The sequence below is a fragment of the Methylobacterium sp. Leaf113 genome (assembly GCF_001423325.1).
GTDB lineage: Bacteria > Pseudomonadota > Alphaproteobacteria > Rhizobiales > Beijerinckiaceae > Methylobacterium.
Map to the genome: position 1 here is coordinate 206,557 of NZ_LMNJ01000045.1, position 21,521 is coordinate 228,077.

The window sequence follows — 21,521 nt, forward strand, 5'->3', positions numbered from 1 at the left end:
GGGGAGGCAGCCCTGCATCTGGGAGCCTCGTCCACCCGCGCCCGGTCTGCCGCGCCCCGTTCGCTCAGGCCTTCGCGCGAAGGGCCTCGACGCCCGGAAGGGCCTTGCCCTCCAGCCATTCGAGGAAGGCGCCGCCGGCGGTGGAAACGTAGGAGAAGGTCTCGCCCACACCCGCGTGGTTGAGGGCCGCGACCGTATCGCCGCCACCCGCCACGGAAACGAGCTTCCCGGCCTTCGTGCGCTCGGCCGCGTGCCGGGCGGCTGCGACCGTCGCAGCGTCGAAGGGCGTCAACTCGAAGGCACCGAGCGGCCCGTTCCAGACCAAAGTCGCGGCCGCGTCGATGGCCGCGTTGATCTCGGCGACGGAGGCCGGACCGGCATCCAGGATCATGCCGCTCTCCGGCACGGCATCCACCGGCACGGTCTCATGAGCGGCATTCGCCTTGAACTCGGAGGCCGAGACGGCATCGACGGGCAGGATGATCCGGCACTGGGCCGCCTTCGCCGCCTCGATGATGCGCAGGGCGGTATCGGCGAGGTCCTTCTCGCACAGGGACTTGCCGACGGATTTGCCCTGCGCGTGCAGGAAGGTGTTGGCCATGCCGCCGCCGATGACCAGCATGTCGACCTTGGCGACGAGGTTCTGCAACAGATCGATCTTGGAGGAGACCTTGGCTCCGCCGACCAGCGCGATCACCGGGCGGGTCGGCGCTTCCAGGCCCTTGGTCAGCGCTTCGAGCTCCGCCTGCATGAGGCGACCGGCATAAGCGGGCAGCAGATGGGCCAGACCTTCGGTGGAGGCATGGGCACGATGCGCGGCCGAGAACGCCTCGTTCACATAGAGATCGCCGTTGGCGGCTAGCTGCTCGGTGAAGGCCCGGTCGTTCTTCTCTTCACCGGCATGAAACCGGGTGTTCTCGAGCAGCACGACCTCGCCGTCCTTCAGGCGAGAGACCGCCTCGGCGGCAACTGGACCGACGCAATCCTCGGCGAAGGCGACGGGGCGACCAAGCTTTCGACTCAGGGTCTCCACCACCGGCTTCAGGGATTCGGAGGCCACCGGCTTACCCTTCGGGCGCCCGAAATGCGCCAGCAACACCACACGACCGCCCTTGCCGGCGATGTCCTCGATGGTGGGTACGATCCGCTCGATGCGGGTAGCATCGGTGACCCGCCCGGCCTCCATCGGCACGTTCAGGTCCACGCGCAGGAGCACGCGCTTGCCCTGAAGCGGGCCGGCATCGTCGAGGGTGCGGAAAGCGGTCATCGGGGCCTGAGCGTTGGAAGGATCGGAGCGGGACGCGGTCAGCGCGGGGGCAGCAGAGCGTCGAGGTGGAAGCGCTGCGCCGCGATGGTGAGCGCCACCGTGAGCACTGCGGTGATCACGGCAGTCAACACCAAGGCGCCGGAGCCGGGCAGGCCGCGCGTGCGGTCGGCGATGGCGCGCACTTCGCTACGCAGGGCCGAGAGATCGCTCTGCCGGGCTGCCTCGTTCATGCGGCCGGCTGCGCCCTCGACCTTCTCCTCGACCCGCGAGAGCAGGGCCTCGGAGCGGGCGTACTTGTCCTCGATTCGGGCACACTTGTCCTCGATCCGGGCAAGTTGGTCGCCGCCGGGCGCGCCGTTCTGGGCCGGCAGGGGTTCCGCCTTGCCGACCACCACGGGCGGGGTCGCGCCCGGGCCGGTCGCCGCCGTCGAGGGCGGCGACGCTGGGTTACCTGGGATGAAGTCGCGTCCGGTAGGGGAAGTCTCTGTCATGTCAGGAACACCAGCCTGTAGCGCGCTTGCCTGGAACTGCGCCGGATCGTCCGTAACGGGCGATCCGGCACACGATGGCGTGGCTCAGAGCAGCTTGCCCATGGCCACAGCCGTGTCGGCCATGCGGTTCGAGAAGCCCCACTCGTTGTCGTACCAGGACAGGATGCGCACGAAGGTGCCGTCCATGACCTTGGTCTGGTCGAGGTGGAAGGTCGACGAGTGGGGATCGTGGTTGAAGTCGATCGAGACGTTGGGCTGATCGGTATAGGCGAGCACGCCCTTCAGCGGACCATCGGCAGCGGCCCGGATCGCGTTGTTGATCTCTTCGACCGTGGTCTGGCGCTTGGCCGTGAACACGAGGTCGACGGCCGAGACGTTCGGGGTCGGCACGCGGATCGAGGTCCCGTCGAGCTTGCCCTTCAACTCCGGCAGCACCAGGCCGACGGCCTTGGCAGCCCCCGTGGAGGTCGGGATCATCGAGAGCGCGGCGGCACGGGCCCGGTAGAGGTCCTTGTGCATCTGATCCAGCGAGGGCTGGTCGTTGGTGTAGGAGTGGATCGTCGTCATGAAACCGCGCTCGATCCCGACGAGATCGTTCAGCACCTTGGCCACCGGTACGAGGCAGTTGGTGGTGCAGGACGCGTTGGAGATGACGTGGTGGTCGGCGGTCAGCTGGTCGTGATTGACGCCGTACACCACCGTCAGGTCGGCGCCATCGGCGGGGGCCGAGACGATGACGCGCTTCGCACCGGCGTCGAGGTGGGCCTTGGCCTTGTCCTTCGAGGTGAAGATGCCGGTGCACTCGAGGGCGATATCGACGCCGAGTTCGCGGTGCGGCAGTTCGGCCGGGTTGCGCACGGCCGTGACCCGGATGCGCTTGCCATCGACGACGATGCAGTCACCATCGACCTCGACCTTGGCGTTGAACCGGCCATGGATCGAATCGAAGCGCAGCAGGTGGGCGTTGGTCTCGACCGGACCGAGATCGTTGATCGCCACCACCTCGATGTCCTGGCGGCCGGCCTCATGGATGGCGCGCAGGACGTTGCGGCCGATGCGTCCGAACCCGTTGATGGCAACCTTCACCGACACGGCGTGAGTCCTTCCCAAATTCGGGCGCCGGCTTCGCGGCACCCTTCAGCATGTTGATCGTCGCGGCGCGCCCGACGGGCAGGCCTCGATCTGTCGTCCGCTCTCAGCCCGCCCCGGTTGAACGACAGATGAATTGTCGCGCCGATGCAGGCCGTCATGTGCGGCCGAAGACCGGAGGAAGCGTGCGGCGGGACCCTGATCAGGCGGCTCCTCGGATCACCCGGGCTATCGCCGGATCTCCTGACAAGCTGCCTGTAAGTGTCTCGGGATGCCGTATAACCGGTCTGCGAGCGGCCGGTCTCTAACATGGTGACAAATCCTGGCAAAGGTCACATGGCGTACTCGGAGGGCTGGATCGACGACTGCATGCGGGTACGCTGTGGCTGTGCGAATGCAGAACCCGGTCCTCCGACAGCCCTCCGTCAGTGGATCTGCGGCTCCACACCCCGCGGAAACAGCGGATCGGCACCCGCGAGAAAGATGTGGACCATGAAGAGCGACCGTCCGTGAGCCAGGCTATCGACCACGCGCTGCAACGCCTCGAATCCGTGTTGACACGGCTGGAAGGTGCGGTGACCCAGCGCTTCGAGGCGGAGCGCGATCCCAGCGACCTGGAAACCGAATTGGCGATCATGGGGGAGGACAGAGCGCGGCTCGCAGCCGAACTCGACGCCGCGAGCGCCCGGTTGGCCGAAGTCGAGGCGACCTCGGCGAATGTTGAGCATCGGCTCGGCCAGGCGATCGATGCGGTCGAGGGTGTGCTGGCGCCCTCGCGCGCCAGCCGCTAACTCCTGACGCGTCACGGTCGATCACTCCGAAGCCCGATGCCCCAGATCAACGTCACCATCGACGACAAGAACTACCGGATGGCCTGCGCCGATGGTGAGGAGGCGCACCTGACCGCGCTGGCGCAGGGCCTCGACGCCCGCATCACCGAGATGCGACGGGCCTTCGGCGAGATCGGCGACATGCGGCTGCACGTCATGGCCGCGCTGATGCAGGCCGACGAACTGCAGGAGGCGCAAGGGCGCCTCGCCGCCCTGGAACAGGAGACGGCCGCTCTGCGAGCCCGAGTGGAATCCGCCGATGCGGTTCGAGCCGATGAGGAGGCGCAGGTGGCTGCGGGCCTCGAACGATGCGCGGACCGGATCGAACGCCTGGCACACCTGGTTTCCGCCGGCTGAGACCCCGATCCGCCGGTATTTCGACGGACCGCGACCGCACCCCCCCTGGCGCCATTCCCCTGCCGACGCTACATGGGGGATGCGGGGCTGCCGGGTCCGTCAGGAGAACTTTTCCCCGGGGCCTTATCGACTCCCAAGGGAGCTGTCCCTGGCCCTGTCCCTGGACTTGGCCAACACGGCGCCCACCTACACTGTAGGTTTCCCGGGATCGACACTCCAACGGCTCACGTGGCTCCGCACTCAGACTCTTCCCCCCCCGACATCGCGATCTCCGCCCGGAAAGCGGCTCTGCGTAACGCGGCCCTGGCCCGACGCGACGCCATGCCGTCCGAGGACCGAAGGATCGGTTCCGAGCGGATCGCCGGCGTCGTCATGGGCATTCCGTCCCTCGCTGAGGCCGCAATCGTCGGAGCGTTCTGGCCGATCCGCAGCGAGGTCGACCCGCGTCCCCTCGCCCGCCTGCTGTTCGCCCGCGGTCAACGGATCGCTCTGCCCAAGGTCACGCCCGCCGGACTGGTGTTCCGGGAGTGGCGCGAGGGCGAAGCCCTGGTGGCCGGACGGTTCGGCCTCAGCGAACCGCACGACGATCTGCCCCCGCTCGATCCCACTGCCCTGATCGTTCCGTTGGCGGCTTATGACCGGCGCGGCCATCGCGTCGGCTACGGTCGCGGCTACTACGATCAGGCCATCGAGCGCCTGTCGCGCAACGGCCCTGTGCTCACGATCGGAATCGCCTTCTCGGTTCAGGCGGTGGACGAGGTCCCCGCCGAGCCGCATGACCAGCCCCTGGATCATCTCGTGACCGAAGCGGGCGCCGTCCCGCTGATACGGACCTGACCCTTCGCGATGCGCATTCTCTTCCTCGGGGACGTGGTCGGCCGCCCCGGCCGGACCGTCATCACGGACCGCTTGCCCGGATTGCGCGAGCGCTGGCGCCTCGATTGCGTGGTGATCAACGGCGAGAACGCGGCTGGCGGATTCGGGCTCACCGAAGCCATCTGCGATGAACTTCTCCAGGCGGGTGCCGATGCGGTGACGCTCGGCAATCACTCCTTCGATCAGCGCGAAGCCCTGGTATTCATCCAGCGCCAGACGCGGCTGGTCCGGCCCGCGAACTATCCGGCGGGGACACCGGGGCGTGGGGCCACCGTCGTCGAGACCCGGAAGGGGGCACGCGTCCTGGTCCTGAACGTGATGGGACGCATCTACATGGATGCCCTCGACGATCCCTTCGCCTCGGCGGAACGGGAATTGTCCGCCTGTCCGCTCGGTGCCGTCGCGGACGCGATCATCGTCGACGTGCATGCGGAGGCCACCAGCGAGAAGCAGGCCTTCGGGTACTTCCTCGATGGGCGGGCCAGCCTCGTGGTCGGTACCCACACCCACACGCCGACCTCCGACCACCGCATCCTGCCCGGCGGCACGGCCTACCTCTCGGATGCGGGCATGTGCGGCGATTACGATTCGATCCTCGGCATGCAGAAGGACGAGCCGCTGCGCCGCTTCCTTCAAAAGACGCCCGGCGCCCGCCTCGAGGCCGCTCAGGGCAAGGGAACCCTGTGCGGGATCGCGGTGGAGACCGACGATGCCACCGGCCTAGCCAGGAGCGTCGCGGCCGTCCGGCTCGGTCCGCACCTGGAAGAGACCTGGCCGCGCGACTGGGATTAGGGGCCGCAACGCCGTGCGCTTCCACGGGATCACGCCTCCCGCGACTTGATCGGGGCCGAACCACCCTGCAATGTGCCGCCGGGTTCGTCCCGAGGTCCGCCGCGCGCGGGCTGCCAGTTCCGCGTCGAAGAGTGTGCCCGAAACGATGGCGACCCCCACCGCACCCGCGACGATCGCCAAGCCCGGCATCTACCTCGTTCGGATGCTGGTCTTCCTGATCCTCGTCGGCTTCCTCGCCTTCGTGTTGTTCCGGCAGATCACGCCGGCTTTTCTGGCCAATCCGGGCCTGAACGGGCTGATCCTCGGCGTCCTGCTGATCGCGGTGCTGCTGGCCTTCGGACAGGTGATCCGGCTCTACCGCGAGACCGCCTACGTCAACGCGGTCGCGGCCGGCGAGAGCCCGAGCCGGGCGCCGCCGCTGATGGCGCCGCTGGCCCCCGCAATCGCGGCCCGGCACGACGGCGTCACGCTGCCGACATCCCGCGCCTTCCTCGATACGGCGGCAGCGCGCCTCGACGAGGGACGCGAGATCCTGCGCTACGTCTCGGGCCTCCTGATCCTGCTCGGCCTGCTGGGCACGTTCTGGGGCCTGATCGACACCTTGAGCGCGGTCGGCGCCGTGATCCGGACCATGCGGGGCGGCGGCGAGGCCGCGGCGATGTTCGACGAGCTGAAGAACGGGCTCGCGGTACCGCTCTCCGGCATCGGTCTCGCCTTCTCGGCCTCGCTCTTCGGCCTGGCGAGCTCGCTGATCATCGGCTTCCTCGACCTGCAGGCCGGGCAGGCCCATGCCCGCTTCCACAACGAGCTGGAGGACTGGCTGCTGTCCGGCGATATACCGCAGGGTCGCGTCGAGGTCGCGGCCTTCGCGAAGCCACAGGCCGCGCCGCTTCCGGTCCAGGACCCCGCCAGTGCCCGGGAGCTCAAGGATGCCGTCGACCGGCTGACCGCGGTGGTCGCGGAGGGTGCGAACGGCCGGGTGGCGACGCAGGCGATGACCAATCTGGCCGAGGGCATCCAGGGGCTGGTCCAGCACATGCGCGCCGAGCAGCAGATGATTCGCGACTGGGTCGAGGCCCAGGCGAATCGCGAGCGCGAGTTGAAGCAGGTGCTGGAGCGCCTGGCCCGCGAGCGGAACTGAGATGGCCTCGACCCGCGTCCGCCGCGACCGGAGCCTCAACGTCTGGCCGGGCTACGTCGATGCCCTGGCGACGCTGCTGCTGGCGGTGGTCTTCCTGCTGACGATCTTCGTCGTCGGGCAGTTCTTCCTGTCGCAGGAGATCAGCGGCCGTGATTCGGTACTGACCCGGCTCAATCGCCAGATCGCCGATCTCACCGACCTGCTGGCGCTGGAGCGCTCGACCCGCAAGAGCCAGGAGGAGCAGGCCTCGTCGCTGCGCAGCACCCTTATGGGCGCGCAGGCCGACCGGGATCGCCTGAAGGCCGAGGCCGAGGCGGCGCAGGGCTCCGCCGGGCGCCAGGGCGAGGTCGACAGGCAGCTGGCGGCCGAGCGCGCCAACACGGCCCGGGCCGCGTCGCAGATCGATCTTCTGAACGAGCAGATCGCGGCGATGCGCCGGCAGCTCGCGGCGCTGGAGGATGCGCTGGCGGCCTCCGAGAATCGCGACCGCGAGAGCCAGGCCCGCATCGCCGATCTCGGCAGCCGCCTGAACGTCGCGCTGGCGCAGAAGGTCCAGGAACTGGCGCGCTACCGGTCCGACTTCTTCGGGCGCCTGCGCCAGATTCTCGGCAACCGCCCGGACATCCGCATCGTCGGCGACCGCTTCGTGCTGCAATCCGAGGTGCTGTTCCCCGCCGGCTCCGCCAGCCTGAAGCCCGAGGCGAGCCCGGAACTCGACCGGATCGCCGGAGCCATCCTCGATCTGTCGAAGCAGATCCCGGCCGACATTCCCTGGGTGCTGCGCATCGACGGCCACACCGATGCGCGGCCGATCGCGTCGTCGCAGTTCCCCTCGAACTGGGCGCTCTCGGCGGCCCGCGCCATCGCGGTGGTGCAGGCCATGGTGGCCAAGGGCATCCCGCCCCAGCACCTGCTCGCCGCCGCCTTCGGCGAGTTCCAGCCGATCGAGGCCGGAACGACCGAGGAGGCCTATGCGCGCAACCGCCGGATCGAGATGAAGCTCACCGAGCGGTGAGGCGGCGCCTCACTTCACGATCCGGTCGAGACGGTTGTTGACGAAGAAGTACAGCTCCTTCGCGCCCGGCTCGTTGTAGAGCACCTGCACCTCGCGTCCCGAACGCCCCTCGCCGACCAGGACGTCGGTGGGCGGCTTGCCCTTCAGGCGTACCAAATCGCATTCGCCGATGCCGATCTCGACGGCGCTCGCGCCCACGGGGGCCGGGGCGGTGCAGGTCCCCTCCTGGGTCAGGACCGGACCCGAGAAGGTCGGCACCGGGACAGGCTTGGCCACCGGGACAGGCGCAGGAGCGGGCGCCGGCGCGCGGGCCTCCTCGGTGCTGGTGCAGGCCGAGAGGCCGAGCGCGATCACACCGATGGAAGCGAGCAGACGCGGGCGGAAGGAAGCAGGCACGGACAGGTCCTCAGCGCTGCGCGGCGTTGCGCGCCTTGAGCGCGGCCGCGAAGAGAGCCGCCGCATCCGTGTGGAAGGCGGCGCGCGAATCGGGACGGGAATAGAACATGTGCCCGCCGGGGTACACGGCGAGATCGAGGCGTCCGCCGCCGAAGGCCGGCATCTGGTCGATCAGCAGCTTCGAGGCGAAGTACGGCGTGACCAGATCGGTGTAGCCATGGGCGACCAGCACCCGGAGGTTGCCGTCGAGGGCGAGCACGCCGCGCAGGGCACCGAGCGCCTCGGGTGCCGAGCGGCCGCCGCCCCAGGTCCAGCCCCGGTTCACCGCGCTGTTGAGCAGCTCGTAGCGCAGGTCCGGCACCCGGTAGTTCAGTTTCTCGGTGTAGAGCGCCAGCATGGCGCTGGTCAGCGGCGCCTGGAGCCCGGTGAGCAGTGGGTCTTCGAAGCCTGAATAGGCCGCGCTCGGGTCCGGGTCCCAGCCGGTCACGCCGGTGTCGTAGGCGCTCGCGACCCGACCGGTGTCGCGGCCGATCTCGCGCTGGACGCTCTGTCCCGACAGGCGCCCGGCCTGCCGGCGGACGAAGGCCGGGTCGAGACCCGCCAGGGCACCGACCCGGTCGCCGAGCCGCGCGACTGCGGCGCTGTCGGACGGACCCTTGAGCAGGTCAGCGAGATAGGGGCCGGTGGCGTAGGCTTCCGCGTCGGCCATGGTCTGGCGCGTCGGCGTGCCGCCCGCCCGCTCGATGGCGGCGGCGGCGAAGGACGGCAGCTTGATGACGTGGCCCCACGGCGTGGTGCGCGGCGCCTGCAGCCAGGCGAAATCGAGCACGGGCGAGAGCAGCACCATGCCGGACAGGCCCACCCCGATCTCCTCCTGGAGCTTCGACGCGATCAGGGGGCCGCGAAATCCGCCGTAGCTCTCGCCGACGAAGAACTTCGGCGCGGCCATGCGGTCGTTGGTGCGCAGCCACCGGGCGATGGCGGAGGACAGCACCGAGGCATCGGCGTCGATGCTCCAGTAGCGCTTGGCATCGCCGTCGGCGGCGCGGCTGTAGCCGGTGCCGATGGGATCGATGAAGACGAGGTCGGTGAAATCGAGCCAGGTGCCGTCGTTCGGCACGAGGCCGATGGGTGCCGAGGGGCTGATGCTGGCGCCCTCCACCGGCAGGCGCCAGGGGCCGATCGCCCCGATATTGAGGTAGGCCGAGGCGGCACCCGGCCCGCCGTTCAGCGCGAAGGTGACGGGGCGCCCCCCCTCGCCCGGGTTGGCCGCCCCGTCCTGACCCTTCAGCGTGTAGGCGATGTAGGCGATCTCGGCCTGAAGCTTCCCCGCCTCGTCCACCAGCGGCAGGCTGCCGGCCCGGGCCGTGAAGGCGAGGACGCGGCCACCCGGCAAGGTGACGCTGTGCTCGGTCACGGCATCGGCTGGCAGCTTGCCGCCGGGGATGCCACGCGTCTCGGCGCCTTTGTCCGCGCTTTTGCGCGCCTCTGCGGGCTTGTCGCTCGCCTGCGCCTTTTCCGCCGCTTGGGCTTGCGGGGCGGGCTGGGCTTGCGGGGCTGGCTGGGCTTGGAGCGACGGCGCGGCAAGCATCAGGGACGCGAGGCCGATGGCGCAACCTCTCAGGGCGTGTCGTCTCTTGGCGTGTCGTCTCATGGGGGATCCTCTCGGCGACGGGTCGCGATGCGGCGGCGGGGTCAGACCGGCCCCGACCCAGCGACTCAGAGACGGCGCAGGGGAAGAGACGGCGCAGGCGCACCCGGACCCGAAGGCGCGCGCCGGAGGCGTGCAGTCCAGGGCCGCTGACCGTGCAAGACTCCGCAAGATTGGGGTTTCTGGTTCCCGGGTTCCGCTGCGCGGCCCCGGGATGACAACGGGTGGCGGCACTACCAAGACCTCTCCACGAACCCGAGATTCGCTGGGAAGAGGGGCGGTGTTGCGCTGTATTGCGTGAGGACGAAAGCGATCCGAAAGCGGGAGCGCCGCCGGGTCAGATCCTCCAGGCCGATTGGCCGAACAGCGGATCACGCTTTCTTCTGCCAGCGGCCGTCCTCGTCCTGCTGCCAGTAGGCAATGGTGTGACCGGCTGCCTTGGCCTGCTTCCACTGCGCGCGCGCGCGCAGGAGGGCCTCCTGGTCGGTCCCGTCGAACAGGACGCAGATGCGGGCGTAACCGGCGGCATCCGGCGGCAGGTCGGCCCCCTCCACCAGGAAGCGGATCGAGGCCGCGTTGGGGTTGGTGTCCTTCAGGGTCAGCACCACCGGCTGGCTCGCCGCATCGGCATCGCGATCGGTCCCGTGCGGCAGGAAACTGTCGTCGCTATAGGTCCAGAGCTGGTCGTCGAGGGCCTGAAGGCGCTCCTCGCTGGCGGCCTGGATCGTCGCGCGCCACTGGCGCTCCAGGGAGCGCTCCAGCAGGTTCGGCAGGACGGCCTCGAGGGGCTGGTGCTGCAGATGGTAGAACAGGATCTCGGTCACAGGCTGCAAGGTAGTCCTATCGGGCGCCTTTGCCAGCCGGTCCGTCCCGCCCCACCCGGGCGAGCCCCGGAAAACGCGCGCGTGAAAACCGCGCAGGCCCTTCCACGACAGAACCCTCGGGCGTTCGGTGAGTAACCGTACCAACAGGCGTTCGGGCGATCCGAACCGACCACCCGGGGAGCCACCACCATGCACCATCGCAAGAAGCTGCGCGACCAAGTCATCGTCATCACGGGCGCATCGAGCGGAATCGGTCTCGCGACGGCCCGGATGGCGGCGCAGGCCGGCGCGCGGGTGGTGCTGGCGGCCCGGAGCGGGGACACCCTGGAACGCATCGCGCAGGAGATCGAGAGCCAGGGCGGCCACGCTATCGCCGTCGCGGCCGATGTCGGCAAGCGCGCCGACGTGCAGGCCATCGCCGACCGGGCGATCGCGGCGTTCGGCGGCTTCGACACCTGGGTCAACGTCGCCGGCCTGACCATCTACGGACCGCTCGGCAAGGTCACCGATGCCGACCACGAGCGCCTGCTCCAGACCAACCTGTGGGGCACTGTCTACGGTTCGCTGATCGCGGTGGAGCACCTGCGCGAGCGCGGCGGAAGTCTCATCAACATCGGCAGCGTCGCCAGCGATCTCGCCTTCCCGTTCCAGGGCATGTACTGCGCCAGCAAGCATGCCATCAAAGGCTTCACCGACGCCTTGCGCATGGAGTTGGTCCACGAGGGCGCGCCGATCTCGGTGACGCTGATCAAGCCGACTTCGATCGATACGCCGCTGCCGCACCGCGCTCGCAACTACATGGACCACGAGCCGATGCTGCCGCCGCCGGTCTACCGGCCGGAGGAGGTGGCGCACGCGATCCTGCATGCCGCCGTACACCCCGAGCGGGACATCGTGGTCGGCGGCGGCGGCAAGGCCCTGACCAGCCTCAAGGAATTCTCGCCCGGCGCCTACGACCTGCTGGCCCCGGCGATCATCGCCTTTCAGAAGCGCAGCGAGACGCCGCGCGATCCGAAAGGGGCGCTCCACAATCCGGGCCAGGACGGCGAGGCCCATGGCGACCAGCCGGGCTATGTCCGGCGCACCAGCACCTACACCCGAGCCTCGCTGCATCCCGCCGCGACGGCCATCCGCATTGGCCTCGGCCTCGCCGCGACCGCCCTCGTCGCCAGCCAGAGCCGTCGGCGCCGGCGCCCGTTGTGAGCGAGCCCGAGCCGATCGCCAGCCCCATCGGGGTGCTGTCGCCCACCGTTGCCGCGCGCCTGGTGCCGCGCTCCACCCTCGATCTCGGGGGCGGCCGGACGCTCGCCTATGCGGAGACCGGCGCGGGATCGCCGGTGGTCGTCATCCACGGGACGCTGATGTCGCTGGAGGACATGTGGCTCGGCCCGGTGCCGATGCTGGCCGGGCAGTTCCGGGTGATCGCCGTCGATCGGCCGGGACACGGCTTCAGCCGGCGCAGCGGACCGGCCGATGCCCATTCCTGGCGACAGGCCGCCCTGATCCGGGACGGGATCGCGGCCCTCGGCCTGGAGCGGCCGGTGATCGTCGGGCACTCGTTCGGCGCCGCCGTCGCCCTCGCGTACGGGCTGCAATTCCCCGATACGATCGCGGGCGTTGTGGCGCTGGCGCCGATCTGCTTCCCCGAACCCCGCCTCGAACACCTGCTGTTCGGCCCCCGGGCGGTGCCGGGCGGCAACTGGCTGTCGGGGTTACTCGGACGCTCGTCCGATCCGGCCCTGCTGCCGCTGCTGTGGAACGCCATGTTCCTGCCCGGGACGATGCCGCAGGCCTATGCCGAAGCCTATCCGTTCGGGCTCGCGGGAAACGCGGAGCAGCTGGTGGCGGAGGGCGAGGACGCGGCCGGCCTCCTGGCGGGCCTGATCCGGAGCGCCCTCGCCTATCACACCTGCCGGGTGCCGGTGCGAATCCTCGGGGGTGATTCGGATATCGTGGTCAGCACGCCGCGCCACGGGCTCTGGGCGTCCCACCGCATTCCGGGCGCCCATTTCAGCGGGCTCGCGCGCACCGGGCACATGCTGCACCACCAGCACCCGGAGGCCGTGCTGGCGGCCACGCGGGCCATCGTCGGACAGGGCCACGAAAAGGTCTGAAAAGAAATCGCCGGCCGCCGGATTCTCCTCAGGCTTCGTCAATCAAGAGCCACTATTGCAGGGCACACACGATCTGTTCGCAGCCGCACCCGGCCTGCGGATCGCCGACGCCTCCCCTGCCCTTTCATCCGTTCATCCGTTCTTCCGCGCGCGTGCCCCAGATCGGTCCGCGCCGCGATCACATGAGGATATCCCCCGTGAACTTCACCGTCAGCGCGCGCGTATCCGAGCGCCGCTTCAGCTTTCGTCACAGCTCGATCCTGGGCGCCGTCGAGCAGGGCTGGTCGCTGATGGTGGCGGGGATGACCGAGGTCGTCATCACGGATGCGGCCGGTCGGGCGCATTGCCCGAACGCCCTGCATCAGCACCTGTTCGGACCGCGGGCGTCCGTGGCCCCGGTCGAGGTCAAGCTCGCCGCCTGAGGGCGCCCCCCGACCGGGGGCTCCGGTCAGACGCAAGCGTCCGATCAAACCTGGCGGATCTTGCCGCCGAAGGTCGAGAACGATTCGTCGATGACGCCGCGCTGGGTATCGTCGGCCTCGACGCGAACCTGGATCGCACCGGTCAGGGCGGGCTCGCCCTCGGTCTCGGTCTTGTTGCGGCCGTCCTCCAGGTCTGCGCCGGCCTGCTCGACCCCGGCGCTGTTCTGGTCGCCCGCAGAAACGACGATGATCGCCTTCCGGTCGAGCCCATGCTCCTGGACGAGATGCTCCACGCTCATCTCGGCGTCGCGACGGGTCTCGAATTCGGCGGTGAAGGTCGGCGGCATGCGGCGGCTCCGGTGCGGGGACTTCCCGAGGAGGCGGATAAACGCCTCGGGCCGCTGTCAATGGCAGAGCCGCAGCGGATGTTCCGCGCCGCCGGGTCTCGGGGTCGCCGCCGAGCCCGTCGGCCGGGCCTCGGGCTGCCTCAGACCAGCCGGCTCTGCACCATGGCGGCGCCGACGAAGCTCTCGAACAGCGGGTGCGGCTCGAAGGGGCGGGACTTCAGTTCCGGGTGGAACTGCACGCCGATGAACCACGGGTGGCCGACATGCTCGACGGTCTCCGGCAGGAGGCCATCCGGCGAGAGGCCGGAGAAGCGCAGGCCCTTGGCCTCCAGGCACTCGCGATAGGCCATGTTGACCTCGTAGCGATGGCGATGGCGCTCGGAGATGTCGGTGGTGCCGTAGATCTCGGCGATCTTGGTGTCCGGCCGCAGGCTCGCCTGATAGGCGCCGAGCCGCATGGTGCCGCCGAGATCCCCGGCCGCCGCGCGCCGCTCCAGCTCGTTGCCCTTCAGCCACTCGGTCAGGAGGCCGACCACCGGCTCGGCGGTCTCACCGAATTCCGTGGAGTTCGCTCCTGTGACGCCGGCCAGCGAGCGGGCCGCCTCGATCACCGCCATCTGCATGCCGAAGCAGATGCCGAAATACGGAATCTTGCGCTCGCGGGCGTAGCGGGCCGCGCGGATCTTGCCCTCGGCCCCGCGCTGGCCGAAGCCGCCGGGCACCAGGATGCCGTGGATGCCTTCGAGGAACGGTGCCGGGTCCTCGCGCTCGAAGACCTCGGCCTCGATCCACTCGAGGTTGACCTTGACCCGGTTGGCGATGCCGCCATGGGTCAGCGCCTCCGTCAGCGACTTGTAGGCGTCCTTGAGGCCGGTGTACTTGCCCACGATGGCGATGGAGACCTCGCCCTCGGGGTTCTTCACCCGCTCGGAGATGGTGCGCCAGCGCGACAGGTCCGGCTCGTCCTGCGACGGCAGGCCGAAATGGGACAGTACCTCGCGGTCGAGGCCGGCTTCGCGATAGGACAGCGGCACGTCATAGATCGAATCGACGTCGCGGGCCTCGATCACGGCCGTCTCGCGCACGTTGCAGAACAGGCCGAGCTTGCGCCGCTCGTCCGACGGGATCGGCCGGTCGCAGCGGCACAGCAGCATGTCGGGCTGGATGCCGATGGAGCGCAGCTCCTTGACCGAGTGCTGGGTCGGCTTGGTCTTCAGCTCGCCGGCGGACGGGATGTAGGGCAGCAGGGTGAGATGCACGAAGGCGGTGGCGCCGCGCGGCAGCTCCTGGCCGAGCTGGCGGATCGCCTCGAAGAACGGCAGGCCCTCGATGTCGCCGACCGTGCCGCCGATTTCCACCAGCACGAAGTCGAAGGCCTCGTTGCCCTCGAGGACGAAGTCCTTGATCGCATTCGTGACGTGCGGGATCACCTGGATCGTCGCGCCGAGATAATCCCCGCGCCGCTCCTTGGTGATGATGTCGAGATAGATCCGGCCGGTGGTGATGTTGTCGGCCCGGGTCGCGGCGACACCGGTGAAGCGCTCGTAATGGCCGAGGTCCAGATCGGTTTCCGCGCCGTCGTCGGTGACGAACACCTCGCCGTGCTGCGTCGGGCTCATCGTGCCCGGATCGACGTTGAGGTAGGGGTCGAGCTTGCGCAGGCGGACCTTGTAGCCCCGTGCCTGGAGCAGGGCCGCGAGGGCCGCCGATGCGAGGCCCTTGCCGAGCGAGGAAACCACGCCGCCGGTGATGAATACGTACCGCGTCATGGGCCTCGGTCCATAAACAAGGGAGAACGATTCGCCAAACGACAAAAACGCTTGTCCCCCGCCATGCGGTCGCAGGCGCGGTGAGACACTCGTTTCGGCGTGGCGGTGGAACGCTGTGCGGCGCCCGATGCCTCGGACGCCGCGCTCTTCACAATCGTCCGGTGCGGCGAACGCCCCGGCTCAACACGTTCAGCGCGATTGCGGCGCCTGCGGCACGGCCGGCTGGGCCGGCGCGGTCTCGGGCACCTGCGCCGGAGTGCCCGGCTGCGCGCCGCCCTGGTTCCGCAGGGTGTCGAGCAGGTTGCCGGCATTCGGCTGGGTCGCGGGTTGGCTGGTGCCGGTCCCGTCGAGGATCGAGCGCGGTGCCGCGCTGCGATGCGACAGGATCGCCAGGGCCATGCTGGTGGTGAAGAACAGGGCGGCGAGGATCGCGGTGGCGCGGGTGAGCGCATTGGCCTGACCGCGACCGGTCATGAAGCCGGCGACACCGCCGCTGCCGCCGCCACCCAGCCCCAGACCGCCCTCGGAGCGCTGGAGCAGGACCACGGCGATCAGGCCGAGGACGACGATGAGGTGGATCGAGATCAGAACGGTCTGCATCGGAAATCCGGAATCTTCATCATGCGCGCGCCGGCCCCGGGGCCCGGGCGGGCATCGGGTCGGACGCGGGCGCGCCACGGGCCGGAGAGTCCTGGCGCCGCCGACAATGTCGTGGGGCCATACACCAGATGGCTGCCTGCGCCAACCGGCGCCCGGCCGGCCGGCTCAGTCGCGGCGCCGGTAGCGGTAGCCGTACAACCGACGCGAGAATCCGAGGGTTTCGTAGAGCGCCCGGGCCGGCCCGTTGTCGGCGACGACCTGCAGGCAGGCCCCCTCCGCCTGCCGCGCCCGAGCCCAGGCCATCAGGCCGGCGACGAGCGCCGTCGCGTGTCCCGCCCGGCGATGCTCCGGATGGGTGACCACCGATTCGAGCACCAGCAGGCCACGATCGAGGGCACCGTAGCCGACCGCCGCCGGCCGCCCGTCCCGCATGCGCCGCGCGAAGACACGCGGCAGGAGGAGGCTGGCGAGCGAAGCCCGGTAGGTCTGCGCGGCGAGGGCGGAGACGGGACCTTCGCAGGCGGATTGCGCCGCGAACCAGGCCGCATCGGGTTCGGGCGTGAGGACGAGATCGGCCGGCGCGGGCGCGTGGCACGCCGCGCCGGCGGCGAACAGCGTGTCGGTCTCGCCTTCGGCCCGGAAGCCCAGGCGGTCCAGAGCCGCATCCATCTCGGGGGCGAGATCGGGAACGCGGACGATCAGCGGCTGGCCGAGGCCGCGATAGACCGCGTCGGCCGCAGCGATCACCGCCGCAGGATCGTCGCGCCGGCCGCGCAGGGGGTTCAGCGCGTTGGTGCGCCGGGTCGGCCCGCCGGAGGCTCGCAGAAGCCAGCCCCCGAACACGATCTGGTTTGGCGAAGGCCGGGCGTTGGCACAGGCCTCCTCGACGGACCAGTGCAAATCCGCATCCGACGTCCAGGACATGTCCGCCCTCCCCTGCCGAGCCGGGCCTATCGGGTTCACACGTCCATATTTTCGGTGCCGTGAAGGCGATCCCGAGCCGGAGCGGATGTCCGGCGCTCCGGCCCGGCGTATCGGGACCTCAGCGCATGTAGGCGCGGGCGATGCCGAGGAAATCGTCGGCGACGAGGCTGGCGCCGCCCACCAGGGCGCCGTCGACGTTCTCCACCGCCATCAGCTCACGCGCGTTGCTCGGCTTGACCGAGCCGCCATAGAGGATGCGGACGGCCTGCGCCTCGGCGCCGATGAGCTGGCCCAGCATCTCGCGTAACGAGGCATGGACCTCGGCGATGTCGGCCGGGGTCGGGGTCAGGCCGGTGCCGATGGCCCAGACGGGCTCGTAGGCGATGACCGTATCTTTGGCGGTGGCGCCCTTCGGCACGCCGATGGCGAGCTGCGCGCGCACGATGTCGAGGGTCCGGCCCTCCTCGCGCTCTTCCTGGGTCTCACCGACGCAGATGATGCCGCACAGGCCGGCGCGACGCGCCGCGAGCGCCTTGGCGTGGACGCCGTCATCGGTCTCGTGATGGTAGGCCCGGCGCTCGGAATGACCCACGATGACGTAGGAGGCCCCGAGATCGGCCAGCATCTCGGCCGAGATGCTTCCCGTGAAGGCGCCGTTCGGCTTGGCATGAAGGTTCTGGCCGCCGATGGCGATGGGCGAGCCGTAGGCCGCGGCGACGCAGGATGCGATCAGCGTCGAGGGCGGGCAGATCAGGACGTCGACCGTATCGAGAAGGTCGGGCGTCAGGCCGTGGCGGACCGCCTCGACCACGGCGACCGAGCTGCGCAGGCCGTTCATCTTCCAGTTGCCGGCAATAAGAGGCCGTCGCCCCGACTTCGTCATCCCGTTCCTCACTGATGTGGTTTCGGCTTCTGCGGCTTCGCTCGGCCCTGCATCGCTTCGCCTGGCAATAAAACCTTGCGTGGCGAGAAATGGCTTCGCTTGGCGATTGCGCCGCCCGTAACAGAGGCTCGGAGGCGGCGCAAACGCCGGACGCCCTTTGCGGTGACAGCCCGGATGGTCTATCGCGGGCGGCTTTCCCTGGAATGACGGGCGTCTCCCGACGCCCACCCGACGGGTACCCGGACGTTCGATGCTGCAGAACATGCGCAAGGCCAGCCAGCATTGGCTCGGCAAGATCATCCTCACGGTGGTCTTCACCTTCCTCATCGCGGGCGTCGCGATCTTCGGCGTCGAGGAGTTCTTCCGCGCCGGCTCGTCCAGCAGCGTGGCCACCGTGGGCAAGGCGCAGATCTCGGCCGAGACCCTGCGCACCGCCTACCAGAACCAGCTTCAGCGCTATCAGAGCCAGACCCGCCGCACCCTGACGCCGGACCAGGCCCGGGGGCTCGGCGTCGACCGGCAGGTGCTGGCGCAGCTCGTCAGCGAGGCCTCCCTCGACCAGCAGACCGCGGCCCTCGGCCTGAGCATCCCCGATGCGGCGGTTCTGCGGGCGATTCAGGAGGAGAAGAGCTTCCAGGGCGCGGACGGCAAGTTCGAGCCGGCCCTGTTCTACCAGACGCTCCAGCGCGCCGGCATCAACGAGGCCACCTTCGTGCGCGAGCAGCGCGCCGTGGCGGCCCGCCTCCAGCTCGCCGAGGCGGTGGCGGCCGACCTCCACGTGCCCGAAGCCCTGCGCGAGGCGGTGCATCGCTACACCACCGAGCGGCGCTCCGTGGCCCTGATGATGCTGCCGCCCTCCGTGGCCGGCGAGATCCCGGCGCCGAGCGAGGAGGCCGTGAAGGCCTATTACGAGGAGAACAAGTACGCTTTCCGCGCCCCCGAAGCCCGGTCCGTCACCCTGCTGGTCCTCGATCCGCAGGCGATGGCCAAGCCGGAGGCCGTCAGCGCCGAGGACATCGCCAAGCGCTACGCCGCCGAGAAGGGCCGCTACGGCACGGCCGAGCGCCGCACGATCCAGCAGATCGTGTTCCCGGACGCCGCGGCCGCCGAGGCCGCCCGCAAGGTGATCGAGGCCGGCGAAAAGCCGTTCGAGGCCGTGGCCGCCGGCACTGGAGCCGATGCCAAGGACCTGTCGCTCGGCACCCTGACGAAGGCCGAGCTGTTCGATCCGGCCGTGGCCGACGCCGCCTTCGCGCTGCCGGTGAACAGCGTCAGCGCCCCCGTGAAGGGCCGCTTCGGCACGGTGCTCCTGCGCGTCACCGCCATCGAGCCCGAGACCGTGAAGCCCCTGGCCGACGTCTCCGCCGAGATCGCCAAGACCATCGCCCTCGAGCGGGCCACCAGCGGGATCGACGCGGCCCACGACGCCATCGAGGATCAGCGCGCCAACACCAAGCCGCTGGCCGACATCGCCAAGGAGCGCGACCTGCCGCTGCGCACCATCCCGGCCGTGACCGCCCAGGGCCTCGACCCGGAGGGCAAGACCGTGGACGGCATCCCCGACCGCGACACCACCCTGTCCGCCCTGTTCCGGGCCGAGATGGGCAGCGACAACGAGCCGTTGCGAACCAAGTCCGGCGGCTATGTCTGGTACGACATCACCAACATCGACCGCGCCCACGACAAGCCCCTCGACCAGGTCCGCGACGAGGTCGTCGCCCGCTGGCGCGCGGCCGAGACGCAGAGCCGCCTCATCGCCAAGGCCAAGGACCTCACCGCCCGCCTCGACAAGGGCGAGGCCGTCGAGACCGTGGCGGCGGAAGCCGGGCTCAACGTCCAGACCGTGACCGATCTCGCCCGCAACCAGCCGCAGGGCGACATGACCGCCGACGTGGTCAACCGCGCCTTCGCCACGCCGGTGAACAAGGCGGCCTCGGCCGAGGCCGGCGAGAGCCGCGCCCTGTTCAAGGTCACGGCCGCGACGATGCCGGCCTTCGTGCCGGGCTCACCGGAGGACGAGGCCATCACCAAGCGCTTCCAGCCGACCATCGCCGACGACGTGCTCGGCCAGTATATCGGCGACGTGCAGACCTCCGTGGGCGTCACGGTCAACCAGGCGGCCGTCCGCCGGGCGATCGGCGGCGGCGAGTACTGAGCCGGCAATGACCGAAGACGCTGCCTTTACGGCCTTCGCGGAGACCTATGCGGCGGGTCGCCCGACCCTCCTCAACCTGACCCTGGTGGCGGATCTGGAGACGCCGGTCGCCGCCTTCCTGAAGCTGCGGGCGCAACATTCCGGCACGGCCTTCCTGCTCGAATCCGTCGAGGGCGGGGTGGTGCGCGGGCGCTACTCGATGATCGGCCTCGACCCCGACCTCGCCTGGCGCTGCCGGGACGGACGGGCGGAACTGGCGCGCGGCCCGGACCTGTCGGCGTTCACGCCCGAAGAGGCGAACCCCCTCGCCAGCCTGCGCGCCCTGATCGCCGAGAGCGCCATCGGGGTGGACGGCGCCACCGATCCGCTGCCGCCCATGGCCGCCGGCCTGTTCGGCTATCTCGGCTACGACATGGTGCGGACGATGGAGACCCTCGGCTCGCCGAACCCCGACCCCCTCGGGGTCCCGGACGCGATCCTGGTGCGCCCCCGCATCATGGTGGTGTTCGACTCGGTGCGCGACCTCATCACGGTCGTCGGCCCGGTACGCCCGACGGAAGGGATCTCCGCGCGCGCCGCCTACGAAGCCGTCCTGGACCGCCTGGAGCGGGTCGCCGAAATCCTCGAAGGCCCCCTGCCTGTCGAGGCCCGGATCGACCCGCGCGCCATCGCGCATCCCGAGCCGGTCTCGAACACCACGCCGGAGGATTACCTCAGGATGGTGGCGCGGGCGAAGGAGTACATCGTCGCCGGCGACGTCTTCCAGGTGGTGCTGTCGCAGCGCTTCGAGGCGCCCTTCACCCTGCCGGCCCTGGCTCTCTACCGCTCGCTGCGCCGGACCAATCCGGCCCCGTTCCTGTGCTACCTCGACTTCGAGGACTTCCAGCTCGTGTGCTCGTCGCCCGAGATCCTGGTGCGGGTGCGCGACGGGCGCGTCACCATCCGGCCGATCGCGGGCACGCGCCGGCGCGGGGCCGATCCGGCCGAGGACCAGGCGCTGGCCGACGAGCTGCTGGCCGACCCGAAGGAGCGCTCCGAGCACCTGATGCTGCTCGACCTCGGCCGCAACGATGTCGGCCGCGTCTCGCGCATCGGCAGCGTCACGGTGACGGGCTCGTTCTTCCTCGAGTTCTACAGCCAGGTCATGCACATCGTCTCGAACGTCGAGGGCGAGCTCGACCCGAAGCACGACGTGCTGGCCGCGCTGTCGGCGGGCTTCCCGGCCGGCACGGTCTCGGGCGCGCCGAAGGTGCGGGCGATGGAGATCATCGACGAACTGGAGCGCGAGAAGCGCGGCCCCTATGGCGGCTGCATCGGTTATTTCGGCGCGCGCGGCGAGATGGACACCTGCATCGTGCTGCGCACCGCCCTGGTGAAGGACGGCCGCATGCACGTCCAGGCCGGTGCCGGCATCGTCTACGATTCCGACCCGGCCTCCGAGCAGCAGGAATGCGTCAACAAGGCCAAGGCGCTGTTCCGGGCGGCCGAGGACGCGGTGGTGTTCGCGAGCCGGGCGCGACGGGGGCAATAGCGCACCGGTTGACGGGTCGCCGGACTCGCGCCACACCGCCTCCATGC

Annotated in this window: 22 protein-coding genes and 1 other RNA gene; 12 read left to right on the top strand and 11 right to left on the bottom strand. The window is 69.8% G+C overall.

The annotated features are described in order from the left end of the window. Positions 1-64: 64 nt before the first annotated feature. The 3 genes from ASF60_RS19065 to gap form a co-directional block, all read right to left on the bottom strand. A complete protein-coding gene (locus ASF60_RS19065) occupies positions 65-1,267 on the bottom strand; it encodes a phosphoglycerate kinase (protein WP_056188736.1) in 1,203 nt (400 codons plus the stop codon). Between the two features lie 38 nt (positions 1,268-1,305). After that, the gene (locus tag ASF60_RS19070) at positions 1,306-1,758 is read right to left on the bottom strand and encodes a hypothetical protein (protein WP_056188740.1); all 453 of its coding nucleotides are present in this window, start codon (positions 1,756-1,758) and stop codon (positions 1,306-1,308) included. An 84-nt stretch (positions 1,759-1,842) separates the two neighbouring features. Then, on the bottom strand, positions 1,843-2,850 hold the full coding sequence (gene gap / locus ASF60_RS19075; protein ID WP_056188743.1) for a type I glyceraldehyde-3-phosphate dehydrogenase: 1,008 nt from the start codon (positions 2,848-2,850) through the stop codon (positions 1,843-1,845). Between the two features lie 506 nt (positions 2,851-3,356). Here gap and ASF60_RS19080 point away from each other — a divergent pair. The 7 genes from ASF60_RS19080 to ASF60_RS19105 all read left to right on the top strand — a co-directional run bounded on the left by ASF60_RS19080 (position 3,357) and on the right by ASF60_RS19105 (position 7,858). After that, positions 3,357-3,638, top strand: a complete 282-nt coding sequence (locus ASF60_RS19080) for a DUF4164 domain-containing protein (RefSeq protein WP_082504217.1) — start codon at positions 3,357-3,359, stop codon at positions 3,636-3,638. Positions 3,639-3,674: 36 nt separating this feature from the next. Then, the gene (locus ASF60_RS19085) at positions 3,675-4,034 is read left to right on the top strand and encodes a cell division protein ZapA (protein ID WP_056188746.1); all 360 of its coding nucleotides are present in this window, start codon (positions 3,675-3,677) and stop codon (positions 4,032-4,034) included. Between the two features lie 81 nt (positions 4,035-4,115). Next, positions 4,116-4,273, top strand: a non-coding RNA gene (gene ssrS, locus ASF60_RS24035) — 6S RNA. Beyond that, the gene (locus tag ASF60_RS19090; RefSeq protein WP_056188749.1) at positions 4,263-4,871 is read left to right on the top strand and encodes a 5-formyltetrahydrofolate cyclo-ligase; all 609 of its coding nucleotides are present in this window, start codon (positions 4,263-4,265) and stop codon (positions 4,869-4,871) included. The genes ssrS and ASF60_RS19090 overlap by 11 nt, the downstream gene beginning before the upstream one ends. A 9-nt stretch (positions 4,872-4,880) precedes the next feature. Beyond that, entirely contained in the window at positions 4,881-5,702 is an 822-nt protein-coding gene (locus tag ASF60_RS19095) for a TIGR00282 family metallophosphoesterase (RefSeq protein ID WP_056188751.1), read from the top strand. Positions 5,703-5,847: 145 nt separating this feature from the next. Then, a complete protein-coding gene (locus tag ASF60_RS19100) occupies positions 5,848-6,843 on the top strand; it encodes a MotA/TolQ/ExbB proton channel family protein (protein ID WP_056188753.1) in 996 nt (331 codons plus the stop codon). A 1-nt stretch (position 6,844) separates the two neighbouring features. After that, positions 6,845-7,858 (top strand): peptidoglycan -binding protein, encoded by a 1,014-nt coding sequence (locus ASF60_RS19105; RefSeq protein WP_056188756.1) that lies wholly within the window; start codon positions 6,845-6,847, stop codon positions 7,856-7,858. A 9-nt stretch (positions 7,859-7,867) separates the two neighbouring features. Here the strand turns inward: ASF60_RS19105 and ASF60_RS19110 are convergent, their stop codons facing one another. From ASF60_RS19110 to ASF60_RS19120, 3 genes are all read right to left on the bottom strand, one after another. Beyond that, the gene (locus ASF60_RS19110) at positions 7,868-8,254 is read right to left on the bottom strand and encodes a hypothetical protein (protein ID WP_056188759.1); all 387 of its coding nucleotides are present in this window, start codon (positions 8,252-8,254) and stop codon (positions 7,868-7,870) included. Between the two features lie 10 nt (positions 8,255-8,264). Then, the gene (locus tag ASF60_RS19115; RefSeq protein WP_156634302.1) at positions 8,265-9,908 is read right to left on the bottom strand and encodes a S10 family peptidase; all 1,644 of its coding nucleotides are present in this window, start codon (positions 9,906-9,908) and stop codon (positions 8,265-8,267) included. 368 nt (positions 9,909-10,276) lie between these two features. Then, positions 10,277-10,729 carry a DNA polymerase III subunit chi gene (locus ASF60_RS19120; protein ID WP_056188763.1) on the bottom strand — a complete coding sequence of 151 codons (453 nt, stop codon included), beginning with the start codon at positions 10,727-10,729 and terminating at the stop codon, positions 10,277-10,279. A gap of 189 nt (positions 10,730-10,918) precedes the next feature. Between ASF60_RS19120 and ASF60_RS19125 the strand changes: the two genes are divergently transcribed. From ASF60_RS19125 to ASF60_RS19135, 3 genes are all read left to right on the top strand, one after another. Continuing rightward, positions 10,919-11,932 (top strand): SDR family oxidoreductase, encoded by a 1,014-nt coding sequence (locus ASF60_RS19125; protein ID WP_056188766.1) that lies wholly within the window; start codon positions 10,919-10,921, stop codon positions 11,930-11,932. Continuing rightward, the gene (locus tag ASF60_RS19130) at positions 11,929-12,843 is read left to right on the top strand and encodes an alpha/beta hydrolase (RefSeq protein WP_082508078.1); all 915 of its coding nucleotides are present in this window, start codon (positions 11,929-11,931) and stop codon (positions 12,841-12,843) included. The genes ASF60_RS19125 and ASF60_RS19130 overlap by 4 nt, the downstream gene beginning before the upstream one ends. A 197-nt stretch (positions 12,844-13,040) precedes the next feature. Further along, positions 13,041-13,265, top strand: a complete 225-nt coding sequence (locus ASF60_RS19135; RefSeq protein WP_056188769.1) for a hypothetical protein — start codon at positions 13,041-13,043, stop codon at positions 13,263-13,265. A gap of 44 nt (positions 13,266-13,309) precedes the next feature. Here ASF60_RS19135 and ASF60_RS19140 read toward each other — a convergent pair whose 3' ends face one another. The 5 genes from ASF60_RS19140 to tpiA all read right to left on the bottom strand — a co-directional run bounded on the left by ASF60_RS19140 (position 13,310) and on the right by tpiA (position 17,788). Continuing rightward, positions 13,310-13,612, bottom strand: coding sequence for a hypothetical protein (locus ASF60_RS19140; RefSeq protein ID WP_056188772.1), 303 nt, complete (start codon positions 13,610-13,612; stop codon positions 13,310-13,312). Between the two features lie 140 nt (positions 13,613-13,752). Further along, positions 13,753-15,381, bottom strand: coding sequence for a CTP synthase (locus ASF60_RS19145; RefSeq protein ID WP_056188775.1), 1,629 nt, complete (start codon positions 15,379-15,381; stop codon positions 13,753-13,755). A 189-nt stretch (positions 15,382-15,570) separates the two neighbouring features. Beyond that, positions 15,571-15,981 (bottom strand): preprotein translocase subunit SecG, encoded by a 411-nt coding sequence (gene secG / locus ASF60_RS19150; RefSeq protein ID WP_056188778.1) that lies wholly within the window; start codon positions 15,979-15,981, stop codon positions 15,571-15,573. A 165-nt stretch (positions 15,982-16,146) separates the two neighbouring features. After that, entirely contained in the window at positions 16,147-16,905 is a 759-nt protein-coding gene (locus tag ASF60_RS19155; RefSeq protein WP_056188781.1) for a GNAT family N-acetyltransferase, read from the bottom strand. A gap of 118 nt (positions 16,906-17,023) precedes the next feature. Then, on the bottom strand, positions 17,024-17,788 hold the full coding sequence (gene tpiA, locus ASF60_RS19160) for a triose-phosphate isomerase (protein WP_056188784.1): 765 nt from the start codon (positions 17,786-17,788) through the stop codon (positions 17,024-17,026). 250 nt (positions 17,789-18,038) lie between these two features. Between tpiA and ASF60_RS19165 the strand changes: the two genes are divergently transcribed. Both ASF60_RS19165 and trpE read left to right on the top strand, forming a co-directional pair. Next, entirely contained in the window at positions 18,039-19,943 is a 1,905-nt protein-coding gene (locus tag ASF60_RS19165) for a peptidylprolyl isomerase (RefSeq protein WP_056188787.1), read from the top strand. Between the two features lie 7 nt (positions 19,944-19,950). Further along, positions 19,951-21,474 carry an anthranilate synthase component I gene (gene trpE / locus ASF60_RS19170; RefSeq protein ID WP_056188790.1) on the top strand — a complete coding sequence of 508 codons (1,524 nt, stop codon included), beginning with the start codon at positions 19,951-19,953 and terminating at the stop codon, positions 21,472-21,474. The last annotated feature ends 47 nt before the right edge of the window (positions 21,475-21,521 follow it).

Bases quoted from the DNA above. Each gene is read 5' to 3' on its own strand.
- ASF60_RS19100 (WP_056188753.1), top strand. From the start codon at position 5,848: ATGGCGACCCCCACCGCACCCGCGACGATCGCCAAGCCCGGCATCTAC.
- ASF60_RS19070 (WP_056188740.1), bottom strand. From the start codon at position 1,758: ATGACAGAGACTTCCCCTACCGGACGCGACTTCATCCCAGGTAACCCA.
- ASF60_RS19085 (WP_056188746.1), top strand. From the start codon at position 3,675: ATGCCCCAGATCAACGTCACCATCGACGACAAGAACTACCGGATGGCC.
- ASF60_RS19165 (WP_056188787.1), top strand. From the start codon at position 18,039: ATGCTGCAGAACATGCGCAAGGCCAGCCAGCATTGGCTCGGCAAGATC.
- tpiA (WP_056188784.1), bottom strand. From the start codon at position 17,788: ATGACGAAGTCGGGGCGACGGCCTCTTATTGCCGGCAACTGGAAGATG.
- ASF60_RS19065 (WP_056188736.1), bottom strand. From the start codon at position 1,267: ATGACCGCTTTCCGCACCCTCGACGATGCCGGCCCGCTTCAGGGCAAG.
- ASF60_RS19115 (WP_156634302.1), bottom strand. From the start codon at position 9,908: ATGAGACGACACGCCAAGAGACGACACGCCCTGAGAGGTTGCGCCATC.
- ASF60_RS19125 (WP_056188766.1), top strand. From the start codon at position 10,919: ATGCACCATCGCAAGAAGCTGCGCGACCAAGTCATCGTCATCACGGGC.
- trpE (WP_056188790.1), top strand. From the start codon at position 19,951: ATGACCGAAGACGCTGCCTTTACGGCCTTCGCGGAGACCTATGCGGCG.
- secG (WP_056188778.1), bottom strand. From the start codon at position 15,981: ATGCAGACCGTTCTGATCTCGATCCACCTCATCGTCGTCCTCGGCCTG.
- ASF60_RS19105 (WP_056188756.1), top strand. From the start codon at position 6,845: ATGGCCTCGACCCGCGTCCGCCGCGACCGGAGCCTCAACGTCTGGCCG.
- ASF60_RS19095 (WP_056188751.1), top strand. From the start codon at position 4,881: ATGCGCATTCTCTTCCTCGGGGACGTGGTCGGCCGCCCCGGCCGGACC.
- ASF60_RS19145 (WP_056188775.1), bottom strand. From the start codon at position 15,381: ATGACGCGGTACGTATTCATCACCGGCGGCGTGGTTTCCTCGCTCGGC.
- ASF60_RS19155 (WP_056188781.1), bottom strand. From the start codon at position 16,905: ATGTCCTGGACGTCGGATGCGGATTTGCACTGGTCCGTCGAGGAGGCC.
- ASF60_RS19140 (WP_056188772.1), bottom strand. From the start codon at position 13,612: ATGCCGCCGACCTTCACCGCCGAATTCGAGACCCGTCGCGACGCCGAG.